This is a genomic window from Chryseobacterium sp. TB1-D10 (assembly GCF_059803555.1).
Genome location: NZ_JAPFHB010000004.1, coordinates 60,445 through 87,389, shown reverse-complemented (window position 1 = coordinate 87,389; position 26,945 = coordinate 60,445). Strand labels below are relative to the sequence as shown.

General features: G+C 38.8%; 22 protein-coding genes. 12 read left to right on the top strand and 10 right to left on the bottom strand.

Features of this window, described 5'->3' with window-relative positions:
- Complete coding sequence (locus OPU68_RS06965) at positions 1-561, top strand: sugar O-acetyltransferase (RefSeq protein ID WP_498473293.1); 561 nt, start codon at positions 1-3, stop codon at positions 559-561.
- Between the two features lie 17 nt (positions 562-578).
- On the top strand, positions 579-1,229 hold the full coding sequence (locus OPU68_RS06960) for a DUF1349 domain-containing protein (protein ID WP_498473292.1): 651 nt from the start codon (positions 579-581) through the stop codon (positions 1,227-1,229).
- A 98-nt stretch (positions 1,230-1,327) separates the two neighbouring features.
- Here the strand turns inward: OPU68_RS06960 and ligA are convergent, their stop codons facing one another.
- The gene (gene ligA, locus OPU68_RS06955) at positions 1,328-3,328 is read right to left on the bottom strand and encodes an NAD-dependent DNA ligase LigA (RefSeq protein WP_498473291.1); all 2,001 of its coding nucleotides are present in this window, start codon (positions 3,326-3,328) and stop codon (positions 1,328-1,330) included.
- A gap of 180 nt (positions 3,329-3,508) precedes the next feature.
- Here ligA and OPU68_RS06950 point away from each other — a divergent pair, with 180 nt between their 5' ends.
- The 5 genes from OPU68_RS06950 (at position 3,509) to OPU68_RS06930 (ending at position 11,508) form a co-directional block, all read left to right on the top strand.
- Complete coding sequence (locus OPU68_RS06950) at positions 3,509-4,255, top strand: glycerophosphodiester phosphodiesterase (RefSeq protein ID WP_498473290.1); 747 nt, start codon at positions 3,509-3,511, stop codon at positions 4,253-4,255.
- A gap of 338 nt (positions 4,256-4,593) precedes the next feature.
- A complete protein-coding gene (locus OPU68_RS06945; protein ID WP_498473289.1) occupies positions 4,594-7,566 on the top strand; it encodes a SusC/RagA family TonB-linked outer membrane protein in 2,973 nt (990 codons plus the stop codon).
- A gap of 12 nt (positions 7,567-7,578) precedes the next feature.
- A complete protein-coding gene (locus tag OPU68_RS06940; protein ID WP_498473288.1) occupies positions 7,579-9,027 on the top strand; it encodes a SusD/RagB family nutrient-binding outer membrane lipoprotein in 1,449 nt (482 codons plus the stop codon).
- Positions 9,028-9,055: 28 nt separating this feature from the next.
- Entirely contained in the window at positions 9,056-10,639 is a 1,584-nt protein-coding gene (locus OPU68_RS06935) for a calcineurin-like phosphoesterase C-terminal domain-containing protein (protein WP_498473287.1), read from the top strand.
- Between the two features lie 155 nt (positions 10,640-10,794).
- A complete protein-coding gene (locus OPU68_RS06930) occupies positions 10,795-11,508 on the top strand; it encodes a 3-ketoacyl-ACP reductase (RefSeq protein WP_498473286.1) in 714 nt (237 codons plus the stop codon).
- A 54-nt stretch (positions 11,509-11,562) separates the two neighbouring features.
- Here the strand turns inward: OPU68_RS06930 and OPU68_RS06925 are convergent, their stop codons facing one another.
- The 5 genes from OPU68_RS06925 to OPU68_RS06905 form a co-directional block, all read right to left on the bottom strand.
- Positions 11,563-13,011 (bottom strand): FAD-dependent oxidoreductase, encoded by a 1,449-nt coding sequence (locus OPU68_RS06925; RefSeq protein WP_498473285.1) that lies wholly within the window; start codon positions 13,009-13,011, stop codon positions 11,563-11,565.
- Positions 13,012-13,071: 60 nt separating this feature from the next.
- Positions 13,072-15,195, bottom strand: a complete 2,124-nt coding sequence (locus tag OPU68_RS06920) for a Tex family protein (protein WP_498473284.1) — start codon at positions 15,193-15,195, stop codon at positions 13,072-13,074.
- 345 nt (positions 15,196-15,540) lie between these two features.
- A complete protein-coding gene (locus OPU68_RS06915) occupies positions 15,541-15,675 on the bottom strand; it encodes a hypothetical protein (RefSeq protein WP_498473283.1) in 135 nt (44 codons plus the stop codon).
- A gap of 209 nt (positions 15,676-15,884) precedes the next feature.
- Positions 15,885-16,802 carry an endonuclease/exonuclease/phosphatase family protein gene (locus OPU68_RS06910; protein WP_498473282.1) on the bottom strand — a complete coding sequence of 306 codons (918 nt, stop codon included), beginning with the start codon at positions 16,800-16,802 and terminating at the stop codon, positions 15,885-15,887.
- Between the two features lie 5 nt (positions 16,803-16,807).
- Complete coding sequence (locus tag OPU68_RS06905; RefSeq protein WP_498473281.1) at positions 16,808-17,710, bottom strand: magnesium transporter CorA family protein; 903 nt, start codon at positions 17,708-17,710, stop codon at positions 16,808-16,810.
- 479 nt (positions 17,711-18,189) lie between these two features.
- On the opposite strand from OPU68_RS06905, the gene OPU68_RS06900 reads away from it, so the two are divergent.
- Positions 18,190-19,212 carry a 3-oxoacyl-ACP synthase III family protein gene (locus OPU68_RS06900; RefSeq protein WP_498473280.1) on the top strand — a complete coding sequence of 341 codons (1,023 nt, stop codon included), beginning with the start codon at positions 18,190-18,192 and terminating at the stop codon, positions 19,210-19,212.
- Between the two features lie 58 nt (positions 19,213-19,270).
- Here OPU68_RS06900 and OPU68_RS06895 read toward each other — a convergent pair whose 3' ends face one another.
- From OPU68_RS06895 to OPU68_RS06880, 4 genes are all read right to left on the bottom strand, one after another.
- Positions 19,271-19,699: a MarR family winged helix-turn-helix transcriptional regulator gene (locus tag OPU68_RS06895; RefSeq protein WP_498473278.1), complete on the bottom strand. Its 429-nt coding sequence runs from the start codon at positions 19,697-19,699 to the stop codon at positions 19,271-19,273.
- A 58-nt stretch (positions 19,700-19,757) separates the two neighbouring features.
- Entirely contained in the window at positions 19,758-20,180 is a 423-nt protein-coding gene (locus OPU68_RS06890; protein WP_498473277.1) for an organic hydroperoxide resistance protein, read from the bottom strand.
- A gap of 134 nt (positions 20,181-20,314) precedes the next feature.
- Positions 20,315-21,511, bottom strand: coding sequence for a DUF1501 domain-containing protein (locus tag OPU68_RS06885; RefSeq protein WP_498473276.1), 1,197 nt, complete (start codon positions 21,509-21,511; stop codon positions 20,315-20,317).
- Between the two features lie 11 nt (positions 21,512-21,522).
- Entirely contained in the window at positions 21,523-22,890 is a 1,368-nt protein-coding gene (locus tag OPU68_RS06880; protein WP_498473275.1) for a DUF1800 domain-containing protein, read from the bottom strand.
- Between the two features lie 218 nt (positions 22,891-23,108).
- On the opposite strand from OPU68_RS06880, the gene OPU68_RS06875 reads away from it, so the two are divergent.
- The 4 genes from OPU68_RS06875 to OPU68_RS06860 all read left to right on the top strand — a co-directional run bounded on the left by OPU68_RS06875 (position 23,109) and on the right by OPU68_RS06860 (position 26,845).
- Positions 23,109-23,681 carry a hypothetical protein gene (locus OPU68_RS06875; protein ID WP_498473274.1) on the top strand — a complete coding sequence of 191 codons (573 nt, stop codon included), beginning with the start codon at positions 23,109-23,111 and terminating at the stop codon, positions 23,679-23,681.
- A gap of 131 nt (positions 23,682-23,812) precedes the next feature.
- A complete protein-coding gene (locus OPU68_RS06870; protein ID WP_498473273.1) occupies positions 23,813-24,379 on the top strand; it encodes a YceI family protein in 567 nt (188 codons plus the stop codon).
- A 90-nt stretch (positions 24,380-24,469) separates the two neighbouring features.
- Positions 24,470-25,111: an alpha/beta hydrolase gene (locus OPU68_RS06865; RefSeq protein ID WP_498473272.1), complete on the top strand. Its 642-nt coding sequence runs from the start codon at positions 24,470-24,472 to the stop codon at positions 25,109-25,111.
- 315 nt (positions 25,112-25,426) lie between these two features.
- The gene (locus OPU68_RS06860; protein ID WP_498473271.1) at positions 25,427-26,845 is read left to right on the top strand and encodes an L-serine ammonia-lyase; all 1,419 of its coding nucleotides are present in this window, start codon (positions 25,427-25,429) and stop codon (positions 26,843-26,845) included.
- The last annotated feature ends 100 nt before the right edge of the window (positions 26,846-26,945 follow it).

Genomic DNA, 26,945 nt, shown 5'->3' with positions numbered 1-26,945 from the left:
ATGAATAATCCAACCGAAAAAGAAAAAATGCTGAGCGGAGAAATCTATGATGCGTCCGATAAACACTTAATCAAAGAAAGAAATATTTCCAAAGACCTCTGTTTTGAATACAACCATCTCCAACCTTCCAAGCTGAAAGAGAGAAAAGCTTTAATCAAAAAACTCTTCGGCAAAACCGGGAAAATGTTCCATATCGAGCAACCGTTCTACTGCGATTACGGCTACAATATTGAGATTGGTGAGAATTTCTACACCAATGTTAACGTCGTGATTCTCGATTGTGCAAAAGTCACTTTCGGAGACAACGTAATGATTGCACCCAACTGCGGATTTTATACGGCTGGCCATCCGTTCGATGTAGAGCAGCGCAACAAAGCTTTGGAATATGCATATCCAATCACAGTGGGAAACAATGTCTGGATTGGCGCAGGTTGCAGCATTCTACCCGGCGTTACGATTGGCGATAATACGGTAATCGGAGCAGGAAGTGTGGTCACAAAAGATATTCCTGCCAATGTTTTAGCAGTCGGAAATCCGTGTAAAGTAATCCGAGAATTATAAAATCAATTAAGATTAAAATGAAAAAAATAATACTGTCCTCAATTATATTTCTGAATTTGTTTTCAGGACTAGAAGCCCAATCTCTCGAAAAAATGACGTGGTTCAACGAACCTTCTAAGTGGGAAATCAAAGACAAAAAACTGATAATGAACGTCACGCCGCAAAGCGATTACTGGCGAATTTCGCATTATGGTTTTACAGTAGATGATGCGCCGTTTTATTACTCAACTTACGGTGGAGAATTCGAAACCAAAGTAAAAATCACAGGAGATTACAAAGCCCGCTTCGACCAGATGGGATTGATGCTGAGAATCGATGAACAAAATTATATCAAAGCCGGAGTAGAATTTGTGGACGGGAAATTCAATCTAAGCACAGTTGTTACTCACAAAACCAGCGATTGGAGCGTTATTGTCCTCGAAAAAACACCACCTTTCGTCTGGATAAAAGCTGTTAGAAGATTAGATGCTGTCGAAATTTTCTATTCATTCGATGACAAAGAATATGTGATGATGCGTAATGCTTATTTGCAAGATAATACGCCAGTTCAGGTTGGTTTTATGGCAGCCAGTCCCGATGGAAACGGCTTCAAAGCAACCTTCGAAAACTTCTCTGTTAAACATCTTCCAGACCAGCGTCGTCTGGAATGGCTGAAGAAAAATCAGTAAATAACAAAACAAAACTCTCAGAGAATTTAATATGAGAGTTTTGTTTTATATATTAAATGACAAGTCCTGATTCTTGTTTATTTGTCGTGACTCTTTTTTTACCCAATCAAATCCAAAAACTCCTGTTCATCCAAAATTGTAATCGTTCCAATATCCTGCGCCTTCTTCAACTTGCTTCCGGCTTTTTCTCCAACCACCAGATAATTCAGGTTTTTAGAAACCGCAGAAATATTTTTTCCGCCGTGTTTTTCAACCATTTCTTCGGCGGATTCTCTTGTAAATAATGATAATTTTCCTGTAAATAGAAATGTTTTTCCTTCTAAAGCATTTGATAAAACCTCATTGGTGTTTTCTCCTTTTTCCAACTGTACGCCATAAGATTTCAGACGTTCCAGCATCAAAATATTTTCAGGATTATTAAAGAAATCAACAATGCTCACAGCGATTTTACCACCAATATCTTCCACCTGACACAATTCTTCTGCAGTCGCTTTTTTCAAATCATCAATCGTGTTGAAGTTCTTTACCAATTTCTTGGCAACCGTTTCTCCAACGTGTTTAATACCAATTCCAAACAAAACTTTTTCAAACGGAATTTCTTTCGATTTTTCAATTCCGTCAATAATATTCTGAGCCGATTTTTCAGCCATTCTTTCCAGGGGAAGAATCTGTTCTTTCGTCAAGGCATAAAAATCTGCAGGGTTTTCAATCAGTTTTTCTTTGTAAAGCTGTTCGATGGTTTCACTTCCCAAATTATCAATATTCAAAGCCTTTCGGGAAACATAATGAATCATTCTGCCGACAACCTGAGGCGGACAATGCAAATCGTTCGGGCAAAAATGAATCGCCTGGTCTTCCAGTTTTATCAATGCAGTTCCGCATTCCGGACAGTTTTTGATGTATTTAACTTCTTTACTTTCTGACGTTCTTTTTTCTGTGTTGACACCGACAATTTTAGGAATAATTTCCCCGCCTTTTTCCACATACACAAAATCGTGCTCGTGCAAACCGAGTTTTTTAATGATGTCTTCATTGTGAAGAGAGGCACGTTTTACGGTGGTTCCGGCTAATAAAACAGGCTTTAGATTAGCAACAGGGGTAATTGCTCCGGTTCTTCCAACCTGATAAGATACACTTTGCAATTCAGTTTCTACTTTTTCGGCTTTAAATTTATATGCCATAGCCCAACGTGGAGATTTTGCCGTATAACCGAGTTGTCTCTGTTGCTTTAATGAATTGACTTTCAATACAATTCCGTCAATTTCAAAAGGGAGATTATGTCTTTCCGTATCCCAGAAGTTGATGAATTCTTTAATTTCTTCTAAATTCTTGCAAAGTTTTGTCTGAGCTGATATGGTAAAACCCCAATCCTGCGCTTTGTGAAGCAATTCCCAATGGCTTTCTGCTGAAGTTTCCTGAGCAACAAATTGATATAAAACTGAAGATAATCTTCGTTTTCTCACTTCACCGCTGTCCTGCATCTTCAAACTTCCGCTTGCCGTATTTCTAGGATTCATAAACAAATCAAGACCTTCTTCCTCACGCTGTTTGTTGATTTTATCGAAATTTTTTCTTGTTAAATAAATTTCACCACGCATAAAGAAACGCTCAGGAAAATCTCCGGTCAGTTTTACCGGAATGTCTGAAATGGTTTTTACGTTGGATGTAATTTCATCACCCTGAAAACCGTCGCCACGAGTGACAGCCTGAACTAATTTTCCGTTTTCATATAAAATAGAAATCGAAGCACCATCATATTTTAATTCCGCAACAAATTCTACAGGTTCATCGATGGTTTTAATGATGCGTTTTTCCCAATCTGCCAGGTCGTCAAAATCGTAAGAATTATCCAGAGAATACATTCTGAACTGATGCTGAATGGTCGGGAAAATCTTTGTCACACCGCCACCAACACGCACAGTCGGAGAATTGTCATCGTGAAATTCAGGGTGTTTGGCTTCCAAATCCTGAAGCTCTTTTAATAATAAATCAAATTCAAGGTCAGAGATGCTGGGCTCATCCATCAGATAATAGTTTTCATTATGCTGATTGAGTTCTTTGCGGAGCTGTTCTATCTTTTGCTGGATATTTTCGGACATCGGAGAAATTTATTTGAAGCAAAAATAATAAGTATTAAGGAAAATGCGTGGTTAAATTTAATATTAGATTCAATAAATGTTAATCAGAATTAAACTGAACTTTAAAATCTCTTTTTAATTTTGCAGCGGTTCACCTAGAGTGAAATTAATAATAATGTAGAAGAATATTTTAAAGAATTTATGAAAAAGTTTATCTTAGGGTTTACACTTTTAACCACCGTTTTTATGAATGCTCAAACCCAAATCATCGCCCACAGAGGTTACTGGCAGACCAATCTGCCTACGACTGAAAATTCTCTTAAGTCATTGGAAAATGCACAGGATTTGAAAATCTATGGTTCAGAATTCGATGTCAGGATGTCGAAAGACGGCGTTTTGGTAGTCAATCACGATGAGCATCACGGCGAAATGGAGATTTCTGAGACCGACTTTAAGACGCTGGAAAAAGTGAAATTATCAAATGGTGAAAATTATCCGACGTTGAAAGATTATCTAAAACAAGGCAAAAAAGACAAATTATTAAAATTAATTGTCGAAATCAAGCCCGATAAAACGAAGGAAAAAGAAGATGAATTGACGGCGAAAACCCTAAAAATGATCAAAGAAATGAAGCTGGAGAGCCAATGTGAGTTTATCTCTTTCAGCTTGAACATCTGCAAAGAAATCAAAAAACTGGAACCGAGATTCAAAGTTCAGTATCTGAAAGGCGAGCTGTCTCCTCAGCAGATTAAAAACGAAGGACTGGACGGAATTGACTATCATTACAGCATATTCCAGAAAAATCCAACGTGGATTGCTGATGCAAAATCATTGGGATTGATTACCAATTCCTGGACGGTAAATGATATTGAAATTTATAAAAAGCTGAAAGAGCAGGGAATCGATTTTGTGACCACCAATATTCCCGAGCAGCTGAAAAATAACTAGCTAATTTTTTTTCGAACACACAGATTATATAACCTGTTTTCTTTTGGAAGACAGGTTTTTGTTTTGTCGCTGAATGAGATTTTTGTTCGGTAGAAAACATATTGTCTTTATTTGAGGTTTCCTTTATTCATAGGAGATAAAGAGCATAAAGTTATTTAAATGATTACATCAGGACGTATTAATATTGCTTAATTATGTTAAACTGTTGTTTATCAAAATCGTAAGTGCTTCTGTTTATGAAGCGTTCATATTTTGTTTAAAAATTCTTTAATGAATGTTAAAACGTTGTTAAAATCCTAGTCACAGTGTCGATCTAATTTTGCGCAAACAAAAAGGATATGCGTAAAGAAACACAGAAGTTGTTGGCTTTGGCTCTCTTGGGATTGGTCAGTGTAAATCTGACGGCTCAGGAAAAAGCTAAAAAGGACACGGTAAAAACAATTGATGAGGTCGTAGTAACGGCTTTGGGGATCAAACGACAGGACAGATCTTTGGGATATGTCGCAGAAACGATCAAATCTGATGAATTGTCCAGAACCCAAAATAACAACTGGTCTCAGGCTTTGGAAGGAAAAGTGGCAGGACTTAAGATTCAGACGGCTGGCGCCGGACCATTGGGAAGTTCTACCATCAAATTGCGTGGTGATATTTCTATGAATCCAGCCGAGAATAATGCGTTGATCGTTGTGGACGGTGTTCCAATGAACAACACGACTACGGGAACAGGTTTTTCTGCTTATGGTGCAGGCTCCAAGGCAGATTTGCCAATCGATTACGGAAATGGCATCAACACCATTAATCCGGATGATATCGAAACAATTACAGTTCTGAAAGGTTCTACCGCATCCGCACTTTACGGTTCCCGAGGTGCTGGCGGTGCAATTATGATCACCACCAAATCCGGGAAGAGTAGGTTGGGTAAAGTGCAGGTCTCTTTAAATTCCTATTCCAGCTATGATACTGTTCTGAAATGGCCGGATTATCAGTATGAATACGGGCAGGGAACAATGCAGAAAGATGCGAAAGGCAATTATTTTTATTCTTACCAGGCTTCTGCTGACGGCGTGAATACTGGAAGTACAAGTAGTGCTTTCGGACCAAGATTTGACGGACAGTATTTCTTTCAATACGATCCTACCATAGAAGGTCAAAGCGCAACGAGACAACTTTGGAGACCTTACAAAAACAATATCAAAGATTTCTGGCAAACCGGAACGACTTTCTCAAACAACATTTCACTAGAAGCGTCTAATGAAAATACATCTTTCCGTTCATCTTTAACTTATCTTAAGAATGAATGGATGATGCCAAATACAGGTTTCACCAGATTAAATGCCGCATTCTCCGTAGATCACAAACTGAATGAGAAACTGAAAGTAGGGATTAAATTTAATTATAACAAAACAAAGAGCGACAATCTGCCTGCAACAGGATACAGCAACCAGTCGATCTCTTATTTTATGATTTTCCAGAATCCGAATGTTGATCTGTCCTGGTACAAACCAATCTGGAAAGCAGGGAAAGATCAGGTAGAGCAGATTCATCCTTTCAGTTCATTTATAGATAATCCATATTTGATTGCTTACGAAATGCTGAATGGTGTGGACAAAAACTTCATCACAGGAAATGTCAACCTGAATTATAAAATCACAAAGAATTTCGAAGTGATGTTGAGATCCGGAATGGAATTGACCAATGAGGAGCGTACACAGAAAAGACCTTGGAATTCAGCCAATTACCTTCAGGGGATGTACAGAGAGCAATACATCCGATTGATGGACTTGAATAACGATATTTTGTTTACTTACAAAAATAAATTCAATGATTTCGATTTCAGTGCTTCTGCCGGTGGAAATATCCGCTACTCAGAATATACAATGAATGATTATCTGGCAGACGGCCTTCTGAAACCGGGTCTTTACACGATGCCAAACGGAATATCGAGCATTATCAAGTTTGCTACGCCAAGTGACAAGCAGGTGAACAGTACTTACGGCTTGGCAACTTTAGGCTACAAAAACTTAGCATTTTTGGATGTTACAGCCCGAAATGACTGGAGCAGCACGCTTCCCAAGGCAAACCGTTCTTACTTCTATCCATCAGTGGCTACATCTTTTATCATTTCTGATATTTTCAAAATATCTTCCAATCAGTTTAATTACTGGAAGCTTAGAGCATCCTGGTCGCAGGTTGGAAATGACACCAATCCTTATCAATTAATTAAATATTATAACAACAGTGATTTTGCAGGTTCTGTTCAATCGCCGTCATTGTATCCAAATCCGAACCTTAAACCGAATATGATTACCAATATCGAGGCGGGAATGGATTTTACAATTCTTAAAAACAGAATCAATTATACGATTACGGCTTATCAGAACAATTCAAAAGATCAGATCGTTCAGATTCCTGCTTTATGGGAAACTGGCTACAGCGCAAGAGTTATCAATGCTGGTGAAGTGAGAAACAGAGGTCTGGAAATGACTTTGAACACTTATCCAATCAAGAATAAAAACTTCTCCTGGAGCATTAACGCCAACTGGTCAACCAACAAAAACGAGATCCTATCTATTCCAGAAGAGTTTCACGGTGAACCTTATACGATGGGAAGTGTTGGTGGTGTGGTTTATTACAACGCAGTGGTTGGTGGTTCTTTGGGTGATATGTACGGTTACGGATTGATGTATTCCCCTGACGGAAAAGTGATTTTCGGAAGCGATGGTCTTACAGGAAAACCAACGCAGATGAAGAAAATCGGCAACGCCTATGCAAAATGGAGAGCAGGCCTTCAAAATGAATTCCGGTACAAGAATGTGAGTGTAAGTTTCTCATTTGACGGTCAGTACAAAGGAATGGCTTATTCCCAGTCTCACCATAAAATGACAGAACAGGGGAAACTGAAGCATACCTTAGTTGGTAGAGATAATCCGGATGGTTTGATCATCGGCGATGGTGTAGTACAAAATGCGGACGGATCTTTCTCTCAGAATACAAAAGGTGTCTTGGCATCTGCTTATTACGCAGATTTCTACAGAAGAGCCAACGTGGAAACCAACACTTTTGATACTTCATTTATCAAGTTGAGAGATGCCAGGATTTCCTATTCATTTTCTAAAAAAGTGACGGAGCAACTTAAAATTACAGATTTGACCTTAGCCTTATTCGGAAGAAATCTCTGGATGTGGACCAAGTTCCCGCTTTTCGATCCGGAAGCTGCAACGCTAAACGACAATCAGATTACGCCGGGTGTGGAGATGGGACAATTGCCAACCGCCAGAACAGTAGGTGTTCAGCTAAATGTGAAGTTCTAAAATTAAAGAAACATGAAAAAATTACTTTTAAATATAATATTAATATCAGGACTTAGCCTGGTTTCCGTCTCGTGTGACAGGAATCTGGATGAGGTGAATGTGGACAACAGCAGAATCAGTGATCCTGTGGCTTCCAAACTTTTGGTGCCGATACAGTACAATATGTCAGCGGTCAATTATATGAGAGCCAATGATTTTACTTTCGATATAATGCAGGTTTCTCTGGATTTTCCGAATGAAGGAAACTCTTTGAGCCGATATTATCTGACGGAAAATACAGGTGCAGGATTCTGGAACAACAGCTACAAATGGCTGATGCAGATCAACGATATGAAAAAAGCGGCAATCCGTGACAATGATGCCAACTATCAGGCGATTGCAATGGTTCTGAATGCCTGGGTTTATTCAAATTTGACGGATACTTATGGTGATGTCCCTTTCAGTGAAGCTTCCAGACTGGACGATGCGATTCCTCAGCCTAAGTTTGATAAGCAGAAGGATATTTATATTCAGTTATTAGAAGATTTGAAAACGGCCAACTCACTTTTTGTACCTACAAAATTGCTGACAGGATCTGACCTTTTCTACAAGGCTGAAACCGATGTCAACGGAATCAACAACTGGAAAAAATTCTGTAATTCACTTTCATTAAGACTACTGACAAGGATTTTAAAGAAAAACGGCGAAGTAAATGTCTATGACAGAATCAAAGAAATCGTCAACAACCCAACGCTTTATCCGATTTTCCAAAGCAATGCAGACACGGCAAAACTAAATGTGACAGGCGTTGCGCCGCTTCTGCCGCCGATTGCCAGACCGCAGGATTTCACGACTGGAAGGGCAGCTTCCGCATTTTTTGTTGAAACGCTGAAGGCTAATAATGATCCGAGAATGGCCTTATTTTTTGGTCAGGCAAAAGATCTGAACAATGTCAATATCGGTTACAAAGGTGCGCCGTCTGGCTACACTTACGGAACGGTTTTTACTTATCAGCCTTCCGGGATGAACCAGAATCTGGCAAAAGCACCACTGAATATCCTTGTTTATCCGTATGCGGAGCTGCAGTTTACTTTGTCTGAATTGGCTTTCAAAGGCATCATTTCGGGAAGTGCACAGTCTTTTTATGAAGCTGGTGTAAAAGCCACGATCGAGCAGTGGGGTTCTACAATGCCTGCCAATTATTTTACGAATGCCAATGTGGCTTTCAACGGGACTTTAGAAAGAATTCTTCTTCAAAAATATGTGTCTCTTTTCTTCGTAGATCAGCAGCAGTGGTTTGAAAAAAGAAGAACCGGGTTCCCAGTCCTTCCAAACAACGGAGGACTTTTGAACAATGGTAATCTGCCGCAAAGATTGATGTATCCGCCAAATCCAAAAGTGTTGAACACAGCCAATTACCAGGCAGCCGTTCAACAGATGGGTGGCGATGATATCAACTTGAAAACATGGTGGAATCAATAATTTTTTAACCAATTAATCAAATTCTATAATGACTATAAAATTTATAATGCCGTGTCTGCTGATTTCAGCAATGGCATTCTCCCAGACTTCTGTTTCAGGCTATGTATATGAAGATGCCAACAAAAATCTGACTAAAGAAAGCAAAGAAAAAGGGATTGCAAGCGTGGCAGTTTCAAACGGTGCACAAGTGGTGCTGACGGATAAAAACGGAAGATACAGCCTGCCGGTGGAAGACGGACAAATTATTTTTGTGATCAAACCTGCCGGTTATATGACCGCAGTGAATGAGAATAATCTGCCTCAGTATTATTATCAGTACAAACCAAAAGGTTCGCCGGCAGATTTTAAATACAAAGGAACAGCGCCCACAGGAGCGCTTCCGAAAGAACTTAATTTTGCATTAAACAAACAGAACGAAAGCAAAGATTTTGATATCCTGGTATTCGGAGATCCGCAGCCTTACAACAAAAAAGAGCTGGATTATTTCAAGAGAAGCATCGTAAACGAGGTGAAAGGCAACAAGAAAAATGCGGTATTCGGCATCAGCTTAGGTGATTTAGTGGGCAACGATCTCAGTCTGCAAAAGCCTTATGCGGATGTGATGAAGGAAGTTGGACTGCCTTGGTACAACGTGATGGGAAATCACGATATGAACTATGAAGCGAAAGAAGACCAGTTCTCAGACGAGACTTTTGAGTCTAACTTCGGTCCTGCCAATTATTCTTTCAACTATGGCAATGTTCATTTTATGATCCTGGACGATATTCTTTATCCTGATCCAAGAGACGGAAGCGGTTATTGGGGCGGCTTCCGTGAAGATCAGTTAAAATTCATTGAAAATGATCTGAAACTGGTTGATAAAAATAAACTGGTAGTGGTGTCTTTCCACATTCCTCTGGATCATACCAAAGAGGACAACTTCAGAAACGCAGACCGTCAGAAGTTGTTTGACGCCCTGGCACCATTTCAAAATGCATTGCTTTTGTCAGCGCACACACACATTCAGCAGCAGATTTTCTATGGGAAACCGCAAGGCTGGAACGGCGCAAAAGAACTTCATGAATACAATGCAGGAACCACTTGCGGCGACTGGTGGTCCGGAACAGCGGATAATATCGGATTACCGACTTCCACAATGAGAGACGGTACAGCCAAAGGATATTCGTTCATCAGTTTTAATGATAACCAATACAAAGTGAAATACAAAACGGCCGGACAGCCGGATGATTATCAAATCAAATTGTACGTTCCGAAAGTTATTCCTCATCCGTCCAAAACTTCGGCTAAAGTACTGGCGAACTTCTTTATGGGAAGCAAAAACGACAAAGTAGAGTACAGGATTGATGGTGATGCGTGGAAAGCGATGGAGTACAATGAGACCATAGATCCCAACTTTGCAATGGATGTTTATAAATGGGACACTACAGAGACGTTGATGCCAGGAAGAAGACCTTCCAATCCGGAATCTTCTAAGCACATTTGGGTCGGCGGTTTTAATAACAAGCTGACTATAGGAAAACATAAAGTGGACGTGCGTGCAACGGATATGTACGGCAATCAGTTTTCCGCTTCAGAGGATTTTGAGGTGAAGGAAGCTGTTCAGATTCCATAATTTTTTTTCAATTTTAATTTTTAAAAGAAACCAACTTCTCAAGAGTTGGTTTTTTTGTTATCGAAATTCCAAATGATAAACTTTCATTAAATCTAATTACAATGTTTCTTTTTTAAACAATCGTTTGGTAAATTTGCACCTTCAAAATGATTATAATGAATTTAAAAGGAAAACACGCCATCATCACTGGTGGTGGAAGAGGCCTTGGGAAAGCGGTTGCGCAAATCCTGGCCAATGAAGGCGTGAACGTCGGCATCACAGGAAGAAACGAAAATTATCTTAAAATAGCAGCAAACGAACTGAAAGCAACTGGCGTGAAAGTAGCTTACGCAGTTTTCAGTGTGGACAACGAATTGGAAGTAAAAGCCGGAATAGAATCTCTTGCAAACCAATTGGGAGGCGTAGATATTTTGGTTAATAATGCAGGAATCGGTGACTTTGGAAGCATCGAGGAAATGCCTTCCGAGACTTGGGAACAAGTCATCAAAACCAATCTTTTCGGCGTTTATTATGTAGCGAAAGCGGCTTATCCTTATTTAAAAGAAAAAGGAGAGGGCGATATCGTGAATGTAGCTTCCACAGCAGGTTTGAAAGGTGGCCCGAATATGTCAGCTTACGCCGCATCAAAGGCTGCAGTAGTTTCATTATCACAATCGATGATGGCAGAATGGAGAAAACAAAATATCCGTGTGATTACTTTGACACCAAGTACGATTGCTTCTGATATGAGCATCAATGGCGGTTTGACAGACGGAAACCCAGATAAAGTTCTACAGCCGGAAGATTTTGCAGAATGGGTACGAGACATCCTGAAGATGAACAGACGCGCATTGATTGCCAATGGTTCTATTTTCTCAACGAATCCTTAAGATTAAAAATCAAATAAAAAAGCGGTTTTACAAAAAATGTAACCGCTTTTTTCGTCATTGATCTTTCCGTTTCAATACTTTTCCCCGCGGTTCATTCCCTTCATACAGTGCAATTTCTGAATGCAGGAATTTTGCAGCAGCGGCAGAATCTTCAACTTTAACGGAACTTCTTTCTAGCATTTCAGATTCGAAATGGTTTAGTACACTTTCGCGGATTCCTCTTTTTTTCCAATCGGATTGTGGCTTGCATTGTTTTGAAATTCCCCGAACCAATGATAATGCATCCAGCAAAGCCTGATTGGCACCTTGCCCTTTGAAGGGACTCATCGGATGTGCGGCATCACCAATCAATGTTGCGTTGCCGAAGTTTTTCATGAATTCTGGTGTGAGCAATGCTCGGTCATAAACTGGATATCCGGAAATGTGACTTGCCAATGTGGCACTGATGATTTCCGGGACAGGCGAGTGCCAGTTTGTTCGTCGGATAGCTTCTTGTTTGAGCGCTTCCGAACCTCTGTTGCTGAGGTTTTTAGCATCTTCTTCGGACATTGGAAAACTCAATTGCCACATTACAGAATCGGAATCAAATGGCATCATATAAATCCGCTCGTTCCCATTCGCTGTCTGAAAAACCGTGGCTGAATCCAGCAGATGATGGTCTGTATTTTCTAAAGCATTCAACGGACAAATTCCTAAAATCACAATGCAGTCAAGATAGCGCAATGGAGAAATTTCTTCGCCAATTAAAATATTGCGAACAGCACTTCTTATGCCGTCTGCACCTACTATAAGATCAGCTTTTTCAATTTTTGATTCACCGTCGATTTGGAAGTTGAGTTTAATTTCACCGGCTTTATTTTCATTAAAATCAATGAGCTGATGTGCCCATTTAATATTTTCATATCCGCCCAATTGTTCTATGAAGGCTGAGCGGAGCGACTGTCTGGCAATATGGATATTGGTTTTTTTTGGTGATTGTTTTTCGGTCTTTTGCAACCATTTTCGCATTCCCCATTCTGCAACCACTTTTCCGTCGGGCGTATGAACCAAATGTCTGGTAGAAACCACACCTTTTTCTAAGTTAAAAATCCCAAAACCCTCGATTGCTTTGCTGGCTTGCTGCAAAGTAAGTCCATAGCCTTGCGAGCGCTCATTGAAACTATTGTCCCGCTCATAGATCGTAAAAGGAATACCTCGATGCAAACAAGCTACTGCCAATGCAACACCACCAATCCCGGCACCAATGATCGCCACGTTTGGTAGATTTTCTGTATCAGGAACTGGAAAACTGTCAGACGGTATCAACCCAGAGCCTGAACAGGTGGGACAAACGTACAAATGCGCTTCCGGACGAGTAGGAGCGGTTCCTTCACCATTGGTTTTTTCAAAAATTTCCAGTTCAGACTGGTAGCGCAGCCTTACACTTTTTTTGATTCTCCGCTTTTTTTTTCCAAGACCCTCGCAATCTTTGCAAGCTGTAAAATATGGTGTTTTGGTTTGCATTTTTTGATATTGCCTATGACAAACTTAGTAAAATTGATCTTATTGAAATTTTGATTTGTATTACAAAATCATAGTCAACTGAACTCTTTTTCGTGTTTCATCTACTTCCACAACTTTTACCTGAACGTGCTGATGAAGTTTTACCACTTCATTCACATCCGATACAAAACCGTCTTTCAACTGGGAAATATGAACCAGTCCGCTTTCTTTAATTCCGAGATCCACAAAGCATCCGAATGCCGTGATGTTATTCACAATTCCAGGAAGGATCATTCCCGGACGGAGGTTTTTGATGCTTTTGACGTTTGGGTCAAACTCAAAGACTTTGGCTGCTTTTCTTGGATCAAGTCCCGGTTTTTCCAGTTCTTTCAGGATGTCTTTGATTGCGAGAATCCCGATTTCTGATGTGATGTATTTTTCAGGATCAATCAATGCAATTTTTTCTTTGTTCGAAATTAATTCTTCTGTTTTCAGACCAAGATCTTTTGCCATTTTCTCGATGGTTTTATAAGCTTCCGGATGCACAGCCGAATTATCCAAAGGGTTTTTAGCATTTTTGATTCTTACAAATGCTGCTGCCTGCTGATAGGCTTTTTCGCCAAGTCGAGGCACTTTTTTCAGTTCTTTTCTCTCTGTGAAAGCACCGTTTTCTGTTCGGTAATTCACGATATTCTCTGCCATTTTCTCTCCGATTCCGGAAACATAGCTTAAGAGGGATTTACTAGCTGTATTCAGATTGATTCCCACTGAGTTCACAGAGCGGACAACCGTATTATCCAACTTTTCTTTTAGTTTGGTCTGATCCACATCGTGCTGGTATTGCCCAACGCCTATGGATTTTGCGTCTATTTTTACAAGTTCTGCCAACGGATCAGCCAGTCTCCGTCCGATGGAAACTGCGCCACGAACTGTGACGTCGTAATTCGGGAATTCGTCTCTGGCAATTTTGCTCGCGGAATAGATGGATGCGCCCGCTTCTGAAACCACAAAAACCTGAATTGGTTTATCAAAAGCGATTTTCTTGATGAAGAATTCTGTTTCTCTTCCTGCCGTTCCGTTTCCGATAGAAATCGCCTGAATGTTGTATGCATTCACCATCGAGCGGATTTTCTTCATCGCCATTCCGGTTTCGTTTTGTGGTGCGTGTGGATAGATGGTTTCGTTGTTTAATAAATCACCTTTCTCATCCAGACAAACCACTTTGCAGCCTGTTCGGAAACCTGGATCAATCGCTAAAATCCTTTTCTCACCCAGGGGCGACGCCAAAAGCAGTTGCTGAAGATTCTCAGAGAAAACCTCGATGGCTTTGGTATCTGCTTTTTCTTTGGCTTCCTGCAAAGCCTCATTGGAAATGGCCGGTTCCAAGAGTCGTTTGTAGGAATCAGCAATGGCGAGTTGTATTTGTTTGGTTGTGGAATTGTTGCTTTTGATGACTGCATTTTCCATCAGTTCAAGCGCTTCTTCTTTATCAATGTCAACAGAAGTTTTCACAAATCCTTCATTCTCTGCGCGAAGCATTGCTAGTAATCTGTGGCTTGGGATTCTGTTTAGCGCTTCCTGCCATTCAAAATATTGAGAGAATTTTTGTGCCGCTTCATCATCTTTTTTAGCTTTTATGACTTTGGAAGAGATGATTGCTTTTCTTTGAAACAATTTTCTCAGATTTTTACGGATGTAGAGATTTTCATTGATCCATTCTGCCATAATATCTCTTGCACCCTGCAAGGCTTCAGCTTCATCCGCCACATCTTTGCTGAGGTATTTGTGAGCCAGAGACTCAACATCATCATTGCGTTGGCTCATAATGATTTTAGCCAAAGGTTCCAGACCTTTTTCTCTCGCTGTATCGGCTTTTGTTGTCTTGCGTTTTTTATAAGGCAGATAGAGATCCTCCAGCTCCTGAAGGTCAAAACTTTGTTCTATTTTTTGCTTAAGTTCCGGATTCAGCGCATTTTGTTCCTCGATGGATTTCAGGATGCTTTCCTTCCTTTTGGTAATCTCATCATGCTGCTTATTCAGTTTATAGATATTCTCGATAGCCACCTCATCAAGATTTCCTGTTTTGTCTTTCCGGTAGCGGGCAATGAATGGAATTGTGCAGTCTTCTGCCAGCAGTTGCAGTGTGCTGCTGATACTTTTAGAAGGAATATTGAGTTGTCTTTGGATAAATTCTGAAGAAGTCATTACTAAGTTTTGAAAAGCGAAAATAGTGTTTTGTAATCAAAACAAAAGATTGCAGAAGCTCTTAATTTTCAAAACAGAAATGCCGCAATATTTTCAAATATACTTTCAGATGATTGGCAAAGAAATGTCACGAAGTCTAATCGTCATCCATTTCTTTTTCTTTCTTCAATAAAACGATGAAAAGCAATGAAACTAATAAAATAGGCCCGAATAATTCTAATCCGAAAGCCCCAAAAACTGTAAGTACTGACATAGCTGAATATTTTTATCAAAGCTAAAATGATATTGCTATTCTGTTTTCAGTATAAATACGGATTTTGTCAATTAATATTGATTTTGAGTTGATTAAGGTAATTTTTCATCATAAAAAACAGATAATCCGATCACGGAATCCGGTCCGATAATGACAACACGATATTGCTTGGCTGTGTCGTTATTATAGAAATCTACTTTGATAAATTGGCCAGACTCAGGTTTCATTTTTGAGTTCTAGTAAAGAATGCTTCGGTTGTTATTTGCAGCATTTTTAAGATCATCGTTGTTGATATTTCCGGAGTCGCGTCATAAAAACATCCAGGCTTCTTCCAAGGGAATAATCATTTTCGCCCCAACAAATGTTAACTCTTGAAAATGAAATGTTTGTATAAGATTAACACAAATTTATAACAGATTAAATGGAGCTAAAAAAATTAATGTTCCAGATCCAGTTTCACCATAACAGGAAAATGATCACTCCACCCACCCATATACCGCGACCCGGAATAAGTCCTCATCGGGTATTGGTTGTTTTTACGGTCCTTATTTCGCAGTTGAGGAGCGTTATAGATTTCAGCAGTGATGGTTTGGAGATTGAAGTGTTTTAAGAGCAATTCTTCCGTGTATAAAATCTGATCAAAACCAACACCTTTCTTGCCGTGATAGGTCGAGAATTGACTATTAAGATACAAAGCTTCAAAAGGATTACTCAGCATCTTATTGTTATTTTTATCAAGAAGCAACTGTCGTAATTCCTCGGCATCCGGATTTTCATTAAAGTCACCCATCAGGATGATTGGTTCTCCTTTGTCTGCTAAATTTTGAATGGTGTTGTGTAGCTTTTTTAAAATATACTGTCGTTGCGTTTTCTTAATATCTTTCTCTCTTTTGGAAGGCAGATGACAAACTAAAATGTGCAGTTTTTTTTCCTCGAACAAGAATTCTGCGTGTAAAATATCCCGGGTATCAAATTCCAGATTTTCATCCAACTGAAACTTCAAAATATTAAATTGAATTAAGGAATATTTCTCCTTATCAAACAACAGAGCCACACTTGATCCTCTGGAGTCATTGGATTTCTGATAGATGATGTCGTAATTGTGAATGGGGGAATTTTCATTAACCAAATCTTCCAAAACCGATCTCGCTCCAATCTCAGCCAGACCAATGACAGAAGGTAATTGCCCATGATCTTCCTTAATAAATCGAAAGACATTGCTGAGTTTTCGGATTTTCAGATTGTACTTGTAGCTGTCCCAATTGCGAAATCCGGAAGTTTTAGCGTCATTATCCAGATCATATGGCGGAAAGAGATTTTCGACGTTATAAAACATCATTAGTTCAGAATTCATCTGCTTTACCAACGCTTTCTACGCATGTAGATAAATGTTACCACAACAATGGTCAGCATGAGACCAATGGTAAAAAAATAGCCATTCTTGTGGTGCAGTTCCGGCATATTATCGAAGTTCATCCCGTAGATTCCGGCGATGAAGGTAATCGGTAAAAAGTAAACCGAATAGATCGCCAAAAGCTTCATCACCTGATTGGCCTTCTGGTCTGATAATGCCAAAAACATCGAGATGAGGTTAGTGGTCTGCGCATTAAGATGGTCAAAATCGGCAATGACGTCTTTTTGTTTGTCCAGTAAATCCATCACCTGCACTTCTTCCAGATCCAAAGTTTTGAATTTCGAGATCCATTCGCCGGACATATTCAGGATTCTGGTGTTGAGCCCGGATTTTCTTTTCAGTTTGTAGAGTCTGCGGATTTGCACGGAGTCGTTGGTGTTTTTCAGGAAGATTTCGTTTTCCATCGCATCCATCACTTCCAGCAGGCTGGCGCTTTCGTCATCAAAGCTTTTCATAATCTTTAACGCCAATCTCAGGGCAAGATCATCTTTTTTGATAGCATCAATATCTTCTTTGTCCAGCTCGGAGCATAGTTCATTGATACTTTTACTCTTGGTTCTATGAGTTGTGATGATGAGGTTTGGAAGGAGAAATATGCCCAGTTTACTGCTGATGTCACTGATGGTATTGAGTGTTCGTTTCTCAAGATCTGTGGATTCTCGCGTCAGAAAGAACTTCACATCGCCCACTTCTTCGTATTTAGGAAGGTGGTTTGGATCTATCGTATCCTCCAAAAGCAGGTAATTGATATGGTACCGCTGATGCAAAAACTGAAGATCTTCCTCCATTGGCGCAATTACATCAATCCATTCCCAGTGCTTTGATTTATATTTCTGTTCTATAGGCATAGCGCAAAACTAAATAAAATAACAATTAGTTGAATAATATTGATCATTCAATTTATTAGGACGGCTTAATCGGCCTTACGTTACCGCTTTTTTGTCATTGCGATTGAAGGGAAGCCAAATGTTGAACTTTTCTACAATCACAATAACAAAAGAGCTTCACCCAAAACTAACAAAGTGGTTCATCGATTCAAATAAAAATAGATAAGAAAAGAGAGATAATTCGGGCTGCAGTTTCAGTGTAAAACAACATTCAACAAAAAAACGCAATTTTGCCATTCCATAGGAAATCTACACAAAGTTTTAATAGCTGTTTAGATCCTTTCAGGATGATAAACTGAATGTGATGTTGGTTGTGTGTTTTTATAAATTAATTGATTAGAAATCAGTCTGATATCTAACATATCAATTCTAACTTCTAATAAAAAAACCTATGTAATAAATAAAATAATTAGTTTTGCCATTATCAATACCATTACAAAATGATCAAAAGTATAATTGCCGGCGTAGGACATTATGTGCCGGAAAATATTGTAACCAATGATGATCTCTCCAAACTGATGACCACCAATGATGAGTGGATCACCGAGAGAACAGGCATCAAAGAAAGAAGACACCGCAAAAACCGCGTCGATTCTGAAGAGACAACTTCTTTCTACGGTTTCAAAGCTTCAGAAATAGCACTTAAGAACGCAAATCTTACAGCTCAAGACATCGATTATATCGTATTTGCCACATTATCTCCGGATTATTATTTCCCGGGTTCTGGTGTGCTTTTGCAGGATTTGCTGGGTTGCGGAACGATTGGCGCATTGGATGTTAGAAATCAATGTTCAGGCTTCGTTTATGCAATGAGTGTTGCAGATGCGTTTATCAAATCTGGACTGTATAAAAACGTTTTGGTAGTCGGTGCAGAGATTCATTCTTTCGGATTGGATTTTTCTGATGCCGGACGAGGCGTTTCAGTGATTTTTGGCGATGGAGCAGGAGCAGTGGTTTTATCTGCAAGTGAAGATGAAAATGCCAAAGGAATTCTCTCTGTCAATATGCATTCCGAAGGAAAATATGCAGAAGAACTAGCCGTAAAATTCCCTGGAACCAAATTAGGCTGGAGCGACACTTTATTGACCAATCCAGATTCTGTAACCTCAGAAGATATCTATCCGGTGATGAACGGAAATTTTGTTTTCAAACACGCTGTGACGAGATTTCCCGAAACCATTTTGGAAGCTTTGGAAAAAGCAGGAAAAACCATTGAAGATTTGGATTTGCTGATTCCACACCAGGCGAATATCAGAATTGCGCAATATGTTCAGCAATTACTTCACTTACCAGACGAAAAGGTTTTTGTGAACATCCAAAAATATGGAAACACAACCGCTGCGTCTATTCCAATTGCCTTGAGTGAAGCGATTCAGGAAGGCAGACTGAAACGTGGTAACTTGGTTTGTATGTCGGCATTCGGAAGTGGATTCACTTGGGGAAGTGTTCTTTTTGAATATTAATTCAATTTGATTAAAAATAAAAAAAAGCGCTATTCGGATTTCCAAATAGCGCTTTTTGTTACTCATTGATTTGTCTGACAACTTTATCAGATAAATCTTTCAGTTGCAACATTTCTTCCAGGTTCAGATTCATAGCTTTCGCCAATTCAATTGGGATGCAGGTTGCTTTTTCCTTTAGTTTCCTGCCTTTTTCTGTCAGATGAATTTTCACCACACGTTCGTCTTCTTTGCTTCGTTTCCGGGTCAGATAATCTTTGGATTCCAAACGTTTCAGCAGAGGTGTCAAAGTTCCGTTATCCAATTGCAAAATTTCCCCAACTTGGTTGACGGTCAAATCATCCTTTTCCCAAAGCGTCATCATCGTGATGTATTGCGGATAAGTCAGCCCAATATTTTTCAGAATCGGACGATAACACTGCATGATCTCGCGGTGTAAAACATAGACGGAGAAGCAGAGTTGCTTGTCGAGTTTTAGTAAATCTTCCATATTGGGCTTTTCAATTTAATCTTTTACAATAATCAAAGATAACTGAATTTCGGTTTTCTTAGTCGTTGCTCACGGTCAATTTAACTTCCATATTTCCTCTGGTTGCATTAGAATATGGACAAACTTGATGAGCTTTCTCAATCAATTCCTGAGCTTGTTCCAAAGAAACACCTGGAATGTTGGCGTGCAATTCAGCCTCCAATCCAAATCCACCGTTTTCGATTTGTCCAATTCCAACTTTCGCTGTTACAGTTGTTTCGCCAGTTTCGATTTTGCTTTGTTTGATAACCAAGTTCAAAGCGCTGTCAAAACAAGCAGAATAACCTGCTGCGAAAAGCATTTCCGGATTGGCAAAATTGTCGTTTGCGCCACCTAATCCCTTTGGCATTCTAACTTCCAAGTCAAGAACTCCGTTATCACTTTTCACGTTTCCGTTTCTTCCTCCTGTGGCTGTAGCGCCAATGCTGTACAATGTTTTCATTTTATTGATGATTTAATTATTATTTGATGGTACAAATGTATGGTGTAAAATTATATTGTGCAAAATATAAAATGAAGTTTACATCAAAATCTATGATTGATGTAAACTATAAAGGTGCTTTTTGAATCTGAATACTAAATAAAATCATAATAACCATTGTCCTTTCCAAGGATTTTCCGGTCATTGGTGTTCAGCCATCTTTTCAGAACTGTAGCATAAACTTTTCGGAAATCTTCAGTGTAAATCAAATCTCCTTCGTTAAGATTCGTAAGGTCGGGAAGTGGGTTCAAAAAACCTTTTTTCTTGAGTCCACCGCTTATAAAAAACATTTGGTTGGCCGTTCCGTGGTCGGTTCCGTTGCTCGCATTTTGGGCAACGCGTCTTCCGAATTCGGAGAAAGTCATTATCATCACATCATTGAATTTCCCATTTTCCTTCATATCCTTCGTGAAAACTTCAACGGCATCATTAATAATTTGGAAAAGATGATTTTGCTTCTGATTCTGATTCGTGTGCGTGTCAAAACTCCCAACCGAAAGATAATAAACCTGAGTATTGATATCGGATTTGATGAGTGATGCAATGGTTTTGAAATCTTTACCAATCTGCGTTCCCGGATAAACTTTATCGGTAGGCTTTATTTTGCTTTCTTCAAAAATATAACTGGAATTATTGATTGTATTCCCCAATGTATTGTACATGTAAGAAGCTAAATCGTGATCGTGATCGTGATTTTCCGCAACCAATTTTTTATAAAGTGTTTCCTGACTGTTATTGAATAATTTTTTTGGATCTCTGAAGGCAATAGCTTTGTTGTAATCACCTTTCATTGCCAGACTCAGCAGATCATCCACTTCTATGGCCTGGGTAGGATTGGTGCAGTCGTGGCAAGCTTCATCCAGATATCTTCCCAGCCAGCCGGTGTTCACAAACTGATTGCTATCGCTCGCCGATTGCCAGATATCCATACTTCTGAAATGTGATTTGTTTGGATCCGGATAACCCACATTGTTCATTACCGCCAATTCACCGTTGTCGTAGAGTTCTTTAAAGAATTTCAGATTAGGATTGATTCCCGCTTCATCCGTTAAAGAAAGTACATTTTCTTCTCTAATAGAAATTTGATTCCGGACTTTATAATAAATATCGTTTTTGACTGGAATAATCGTATTAAGACCATCATTCCCGCCCGAAAGCTGAAGGATAATCAACGTTTTTCCGTTCATTGCAAGTGCTTCCGGAAGCGTAAGCGCTTTCAGGAAGTTTGGAAAAAGAAAAGATGCAGCGGCTAGACTACTGGTTTTTAGGAAGGTTTTTCTATTGATAATCATAACAGCTTATTTTAACAAAGTTGATATTCCGGAGTCGACATAATACTTATCATCAAATGTTTTTTACTCTTGTCTGTATTGAACTGAGTAATCATTTTCTCCACTTTTTCACTGGGATTTGACAGCAAAAGACTGAAAAGGTCTTCATTCAGAATATTATTGATGCTTTCCCAATGGATGGTAATTGCGTTTTGATTTTTGTTCACAACTATTTTTTTCTCTTCTTTTCCCATATTCACATCGTCGTTGGATTTGGGTTCTACGTCGAGTGTTTTGTAACCAGCCATTACGGCAGGAATTTTCATTCTTAATAATAGAGTAGAACTGTCTATCCACGCAACACCGCTTGGCCAGCCTGCGACATTCGGAGGTTGTAAAAGTTCTTGTCCGAGTAGCTTTTCGAAGTTGTAAATTGTGTCGCGATTCTGCAAATCCATTGGCAAGACTCTCCTGATTCCGACAATCAATTCAACCGGTGATTTTATTTTTGCACCAATGTTTTTGTCAGAATAAAACCAATCCGAAAGGAAAATTTCATCCATCAGAGTCACTATGTCATAATTAGATTTATAGAATTTCTGACTGATAGATTTTACGATTTTTTCGTCAGGCGTTTCATTCACAAAGAACTGATAGATTTTCTTCGTGATAAATTCCGCACATTCCGGTTTTTCTAAAATGATATTGATAATGTCGGTACCATCGAAGTTTCCGGTCCTTCCAAGAAATTCTTTTTCTCCTGGATCGTGTTGTTTTTTATTGTCAACAAATTCTCCCAATCCGTTGTAACTCCAGCCAGTGAAAGCTCTTGCCGATTCTTTGATGTCTTTTTCTGTGTAGAGATTTCCCCTGCCGAGTGTAAAAAGTTCCATCAGTTCTCTGGCAAAGTTTTCGTTGGGTTTGGCTTTTTTGTTTTGCTGATTATTCAGGAATTGAAGCATAGCAGAAGATTTTGAAACTTTGAAGACCAGATCTCGGAAATTCCCCAAACCATCTTTCCTGAAGATTTCTATAATCTCCTTGTTGAAAAGCGAATGTTGAATTCTGGTTGCAAAATGCCCATGCCAGAAAAGCGCGATCTTTTCCCGAAGCTGGTTAGGTGTATTGATCATCTCATTGTGCCACGACTTTTTGACAGCACTATTGTAATTTCTATTGAATTGATTCAGGGGTTTTCTGTCCGCAGCTTTGGTCATTTCCTGATATTGTTCAGGAGTTACAGCTGGAACATCCGGCTGAAGGGTTTGATATTCCGAAATATTTTTAAGATCAAGATAAAGCTTCTTCGGACTTATAGTTTTGTACTTTTCCACATCGTTGTGATGGATGCCGAAACCTGCTCTGGAAACCAAATGTTTATTCTTTTGAAAATTGTTCATAGCAAGTAGATTTATTGGTTGGAGTAGAGAAATTTGACTTAGTTAAATCAAAGACTGTGAAAATGTCCGTTTGTGAATAAATTTTAATAATTAATTATGATTTTAAATAATTGGATATTAGATGGTTGATTTCATTAATGTTAGATTTGTCAAACAAATTTTCAGCTTTGGCACGGATTTTACAAGTATCAATCTTGTAAAATTTAAAATTTAAAAATATGAATTCTTTAAAGAAATTAATAGTAGGAGCTGGGATCGTAGCGGGAGGTTTAATATCTGCACAAAGCGCTAATATGACAAATATGCTGAAAGTTGGATTGAACGGAGGCGTTTCCACTGGTGGTAATACTGCAGCAAACTTAGGTGTAGACTTATCTTACCAGCATCTGGTAACTCCAGGTTTTGGTTTAGGTATCGCAACAGGTTATAACAACTATTTCGGAAAAGATAGAATGCAGAATGGTGTGGAAGTTAAAAATAATGATTTCGGAGTAATTCCAGTTGCAGCACTTTTTAGAATATATCCTAAAGAAATGGGATTCTATTTCGGAGCTGACTTGGGTTACGGATTTATCGTTGGAGATGACAGAGTGGCAGAGAATTTCAATGTTGCAAGACCAGATGGCGGCTTCTATATCAAACCGGAAATAGGTTACCACAACCGTGACTGGAACTTCTTTGCTCAGTACAACAAAACATTCACTGGTGACAAGGGTCAGATCGGAGACCAGGATTATAACGCTGGTGCAATCGGTGTTGGATTTAGCTACAACATTCCTTTAGGAAAGTAATCAATCAATAAACTATGTATAATTAAAGCCCGCATTTTATGTGGGCTTTAATTTTTTGAAAACTTATCATACATCAAGTTTAATTTTGAATCATTCTAAGTAGATTTGTATCATTAAAATTATTTAAAAAAATGAAAAAAGTATTATTACTAGCAGTATTGGTCAGCGGACTGGCTTTCGGACAAACTAAAAAATTAACAAGTTCAGACGTACACTGGTGGGGTTATAAAATTGCAAAAACAGAGGCATCTTCTCACGATGGAACTGTAAATGTAAAATCCGGAAACTTGGTTCTTAAAAACGGAGCAGTTGTAGGTGGAAATTTCGTATTGGATATGACCTCTATCAATTCTACAGATTTGTCAGGAGAATACCAAGGCAAATTGAACGGTCACTTGAAAAACGGTGATTTCTTCGAAGTTGAAAAATTCCCGACTGCCACTTACAAAATCACTTCTGTAAAGAAAAATTCTAACAAAGATTACAACTTTGTAGTAAACGGAAACCTGACTGTAAAAGGAAAAACAAATGCAGTTTCTTTCCCTGCAAAAATCACTTCTGCAAACGGTGTTGTGACTTTGGAATCTGATAAATTCTCTTTTGACAGACAGAAATTTGACGTAGCTTACAAATCTACGATGCAAGACGTTTTGGTAAAAGACGATGTGGATTTGAAAGTGAAAATCAGCGTAAAATAATTTTTCACAATATATATATTTTAAAGAGCAGAATTTTTTCTGCTCTTTTTTTGTTTTAAATTTGAGCAAAACACAAAAGACATTTATCAAATGAAATTATACACCATAAGCGGACTCGGCGCAGACGAAAAAGTCCTTGAGAAACTGACTTTTAATGAAGAAGTAGAGCTCGTTCATATTCCATGGCTGATTCCAAATCTCAATGAAGAATTTTCGGATTATGTTTTAAGAATGTCAGCATTCATAGACGATTCCGAAGAATTTTATCTCTTGGGGTATTCTTTCGGTGGCATTCTCGTGCAGGAAATTCATAAACTGAAACCGGCGAAGAAAATCGTAATTATGGCAAGTATCCGTTGTGATTTGGAGAAATCAAAATTAATCGTTGCGGGACAAAAAACAAATGTCTTAAGATACATTCCACTTCGGATTTTCAATGATAAAAGTACTCTTTTTTATGCCTTTTTCAGAAAATTATTTGACCCGAAGAATCCAAAACTCACGCAATATTTTCGGGTAAAAGACCCATATTATCTCAAATGGTCTATGGATAAAGTGGCACATTGGAAATTCGATAAAATCCCTGATGTTATTCAGATTTTGGGGGATAAGGATATTGTTTTCCCGCTCAAAAATTCACAGCCGGATTTCATCATCAAAAATGCCACGCATCTCTTCCCGGTTACCAGACATAAAGAAGTTTCCGAGATTTTGAAAAAGATTTTTATTTAAACTTGATTAATTATTTGGGCAGCTTTTCCGCCCTCCGTTTCCGCTATTTTTGCCAAAGCTTTTCCCTAAGCAAAAAATGAGCTCCACTCAGGTCGGGCTGCAGATTCAACATTCTAACAACAGGTAGTATAGGTACACAATTTTGGCATTCTTTTCTTTGATGAATTTTACGTCTTTGCGAGCCTTAAAAATATTCTCAATAATTAATAAAATCTTAGTGGCTTTGCATTATTTTTTTCAATTATAAACTTAGAAAAATTTAAAATTGCATAGACTTCAAAAATCAATTACTTTTACCGCAATCAATTTGTCTTAATGGAATCTATCAGTGTTTTTGATATTATAAAAATAGGAATCGGACCGTCATCTTCCCACACAATGGGACCTTGGAATGCCGCAAAAATGTTTCTGGATTTGGTCAAACGGAATCATTCTTTACAAGATGTAAAAGAAGTCTTTGTGGAATTTTTCGGTTCGTTGGCAAAAACCGGCGTTGGCCACGGAACCGATATCGCAGGGATGCTAGGCCTCAGCGGAGAAAATTTCCGAACCATTGATACCAATAAAATTGATGAGAAAATAGCGAAAATCAGAGCAGAGCAGCAGATCTTTTTGGGCGGAGAAATTTGGGTTCCGTTTGTTTACGGCCATCATTTAATCCTTAACAAAGAAAAATCCCTTGACTTTCATCCAAACGGAATGATCTTCAAAGTTATTTTTGAAAACGGCGATGTCATCAGTCAGGATTACTATTCAGTTGGAGGCGGATTCGTAGCTACCAAAGAAGATAATTCAATGGAAGATCGTTGCGTAAGAACACTTTATCCTTGTCATCACGGCAGCGACATTCTGAAATATATTGAAAAACTAAAGCTTGATAAAATTTCAGATTTAGTTTTTCAAAACGAAGAATCTTGGAGAACTCAAGAAGAAACCCGTCAGAAAGCACTTGAAATTTGGGATAATATCAAAGATTGCGTTTACAAAAGCATCAACAAAAAAGGAATTCTTCCAGGCGGACTCAATGTCACAAGACGCGCTTCGGAAATGAATGAAAAACTCCTCGGAACCCAGATTTATAAAAACAAAAACGAATGGTTTGAAATGGTCAAAAATGACCAGAAAAGCTTCAATTCTGTCACCAAATGGGTCTCTTGCTTTGCACTCGCTGTCAATGAAGAAAATGCGTCCTTTGGAAGAATTATTACAGCGCCAACAAATGGTGCAAGTGGTGTGATTCCCGCAGTTTTGATGTATTCACAGGTTTTCACAGAATTCAATTCGGAAGAAGATATCATCAGGTTTCTTTTGGTTGCAGGCGAAATTGGAACTTTATTCAAAAAAAATGCTACCATTTCCGCAGCTATGGGTGGCTGTCAAGCAGAAGTTGGTGTTTCGTCAGCAATGGCTGCAGCAGGACTTACGGAAATCTCCGGAGGAACGCCGGCCCAGGTTTTGATGGCGGCAGAAATAGCGATGGAACATCACCTTGGTTTGACTTGCGACCCGATTGGAGGGCTTGTACAAATTCCTTGCATCGAACGAAATTCTATGGGTGCAATGAAAGCCATTACTGCGGCATCCTTGGCTTTAGACGGCGATCCTTCAAAAGCGAAAGTATCTTTGGACAGCGTTATTAAGTCTATGTGGGAAACCGCATTGGATATGAATTCTAAATATAAAGAAACCTCAGAAGGTGGTTTGGCTGTAGCAGTGAACGTTGCTGAATGCTAAATATATCAGTGCTTTTCACATTCAATCTTTTACAATCCCAATATTAATTTTCCGTAATAAGGAATTGTTAAAAAAGATGTCAGTTTGTTATCAAAAATAA

Excerpts from the sequence above, each read along its gene's own strand:
- OPU68_RS06885 (WP_498473276.1), bottom strand. The coding sequence starts at position 21,511 with ATGATTATCAATAGAAAAACCTTCCTAAAAACCAGTAGTCTAGCCGCT.
- OPU68_RS06905 (WP_498473281.1), bottom strand. The coding sequence starts at position 17,710 with ATGCCTATAGAACAGAAATATAAATCAAAGCACTGGGAATGGATTGAT.
- OPU68_RS06925 (WP_498473285.1), bottom strand. The coding sequence starts at position 13,011 with ATGCAAACCAAAACACCATATTTTACAGCTTGCAAAGATTGCGAGGGT.
- OPU68_RS06935 (WP_498473287.1), top strand. The coding sequence starts at position 9,056 with ATGACTATAAAATTTATAATGCCGTGTCTGCTGATTTCAGCAATGGCA.
- OPU68_RS06915 (WP_498473283.1), bottom strand. The coding sequence starts at position 15,675 with ATGAAACCTGAGTCTGGCCAATTTATCAAAGTAGATTTCTATAATAAC.
- OPU68_RS06880 (WP_498473275.1), bottom strand. The coding sequence starts at position 22,890 with ATGAACAATTTTCAAAAGAATAAACATTTGGTTTCCAGAGCAGGTTTC.
- OPU68_RS06870 (WP_498473273.1), top strand. The coding sequence starts at position 23,813 with ATGAAAAAAGTATTATTACTAGCAGTATTGGTCAGCGGACTGGCTTTC.
- OPU68_RS06890 (WP_498473277.1), bottom strand. The coding sequence starts at position 20,180 with ATGAAAACATTGTACAGCATTGGCGCTACAGCCACAGGAGGAAGAAAC.
- OPU68_RS06960 (WP_498473292.1), top strand. The coding sequence starts at position 579 with ATGAAAAAAATAATACTGTCCTCAATTATATTTCTGAATTTGTTTTCA.
- OPU68_RS06875 (WP_498473274.1), top strand. The coding sequence starts at position 23,109 with ATGAATTCTTTAAAGAAATTAATAGTAGGAGCTGGGATCGTAGCGGGA.
- OPU68_RS06965 (WP_498473293.1), top strand. The coding sequence starts at position 1 with ATGAATAATCCAACCGAAAAAGAAAAAATGCTGAGCGGAGAAATCTAT.
- OPU68_RS06865 (WP_498473272.1), top strand. The coding sequence starts at position 24,470 with ATGAAATTATACACCATAAGCGGACTCGGCGCAGACGAAAAAGTCCTT.
- OPU68_RS06860 (WP_498473271.1), top strand. The coding sequence starts at position 25,427 with ATGGAATCTATCAGTGTTTTTGATATTATAAAAATAGGAATCGGACCG.
- OPU68_RS06930 (WP_498473286.1), top strand. The coding sequence starts at position 10,795 with ATGAATTTAAAAGGAAAACACGCCATCATCACTGGTGGTGGAAGAGGC.
- OPU68_RS06940 (WP_498473288.1), top strand. The coding sequence starts at position 7,579 with ATGAAAAAATTACTTTTAAATATAATATTAATATCAGGACTTAGCCTG.
- OPU68_RS06920 (WP_498473284.1), bottom strand. The coding sequence starts at position 15,195 with ATGACTTCTTCAGAATTTATCCAAAGACAACTCAATATTCCTTCTAAA.
- OPU68_RS06910 (WP_498473282.1), bottom strand. The coding sequence starts at position 16,802 with ATGAATTCTGAACTAATGATGTTTTATAACGTCGAAAATCTCTTTCCG.
- OPU68_RS06945 (WP_498473289.1), top strand. The coding sequence starts at position 4,594 with ATGCGTAAAGAAACACAGAAGTTGTTGGCTTTGGCTCTCTTGGGATTG.
- OPU68_RS06950 (WP_498473290.1), top strand. The coding sequence starts at position 3,509 with ATGAAAAAGTTTATCTTAGGGTTTACACTTTTAACCACCGTTTTTATG.
- OPU68_RS06895 (WP_498473278.1), bottom strand. The coding sequence starts at position 19,699 with ATGGAAGATTTACTAAAACTCGACAAGCAACTCTGCTTCTCCGTCTAT.
- OPU68_RS06900 (WP_498473280.1), top strand. The coding sequence starts at position 18,190 with ATGATCAAAAGTATAATTGCCGGCGTAGGACATTATGTGCCGGAAAAT.
- ligA (WP_498473291.1), bottom strand. The coding sequence starts at position 3,328 with ATGTCCGAAAATATCCAGCAAAAGATAGAACAGCTCCGCAAAGAACTC.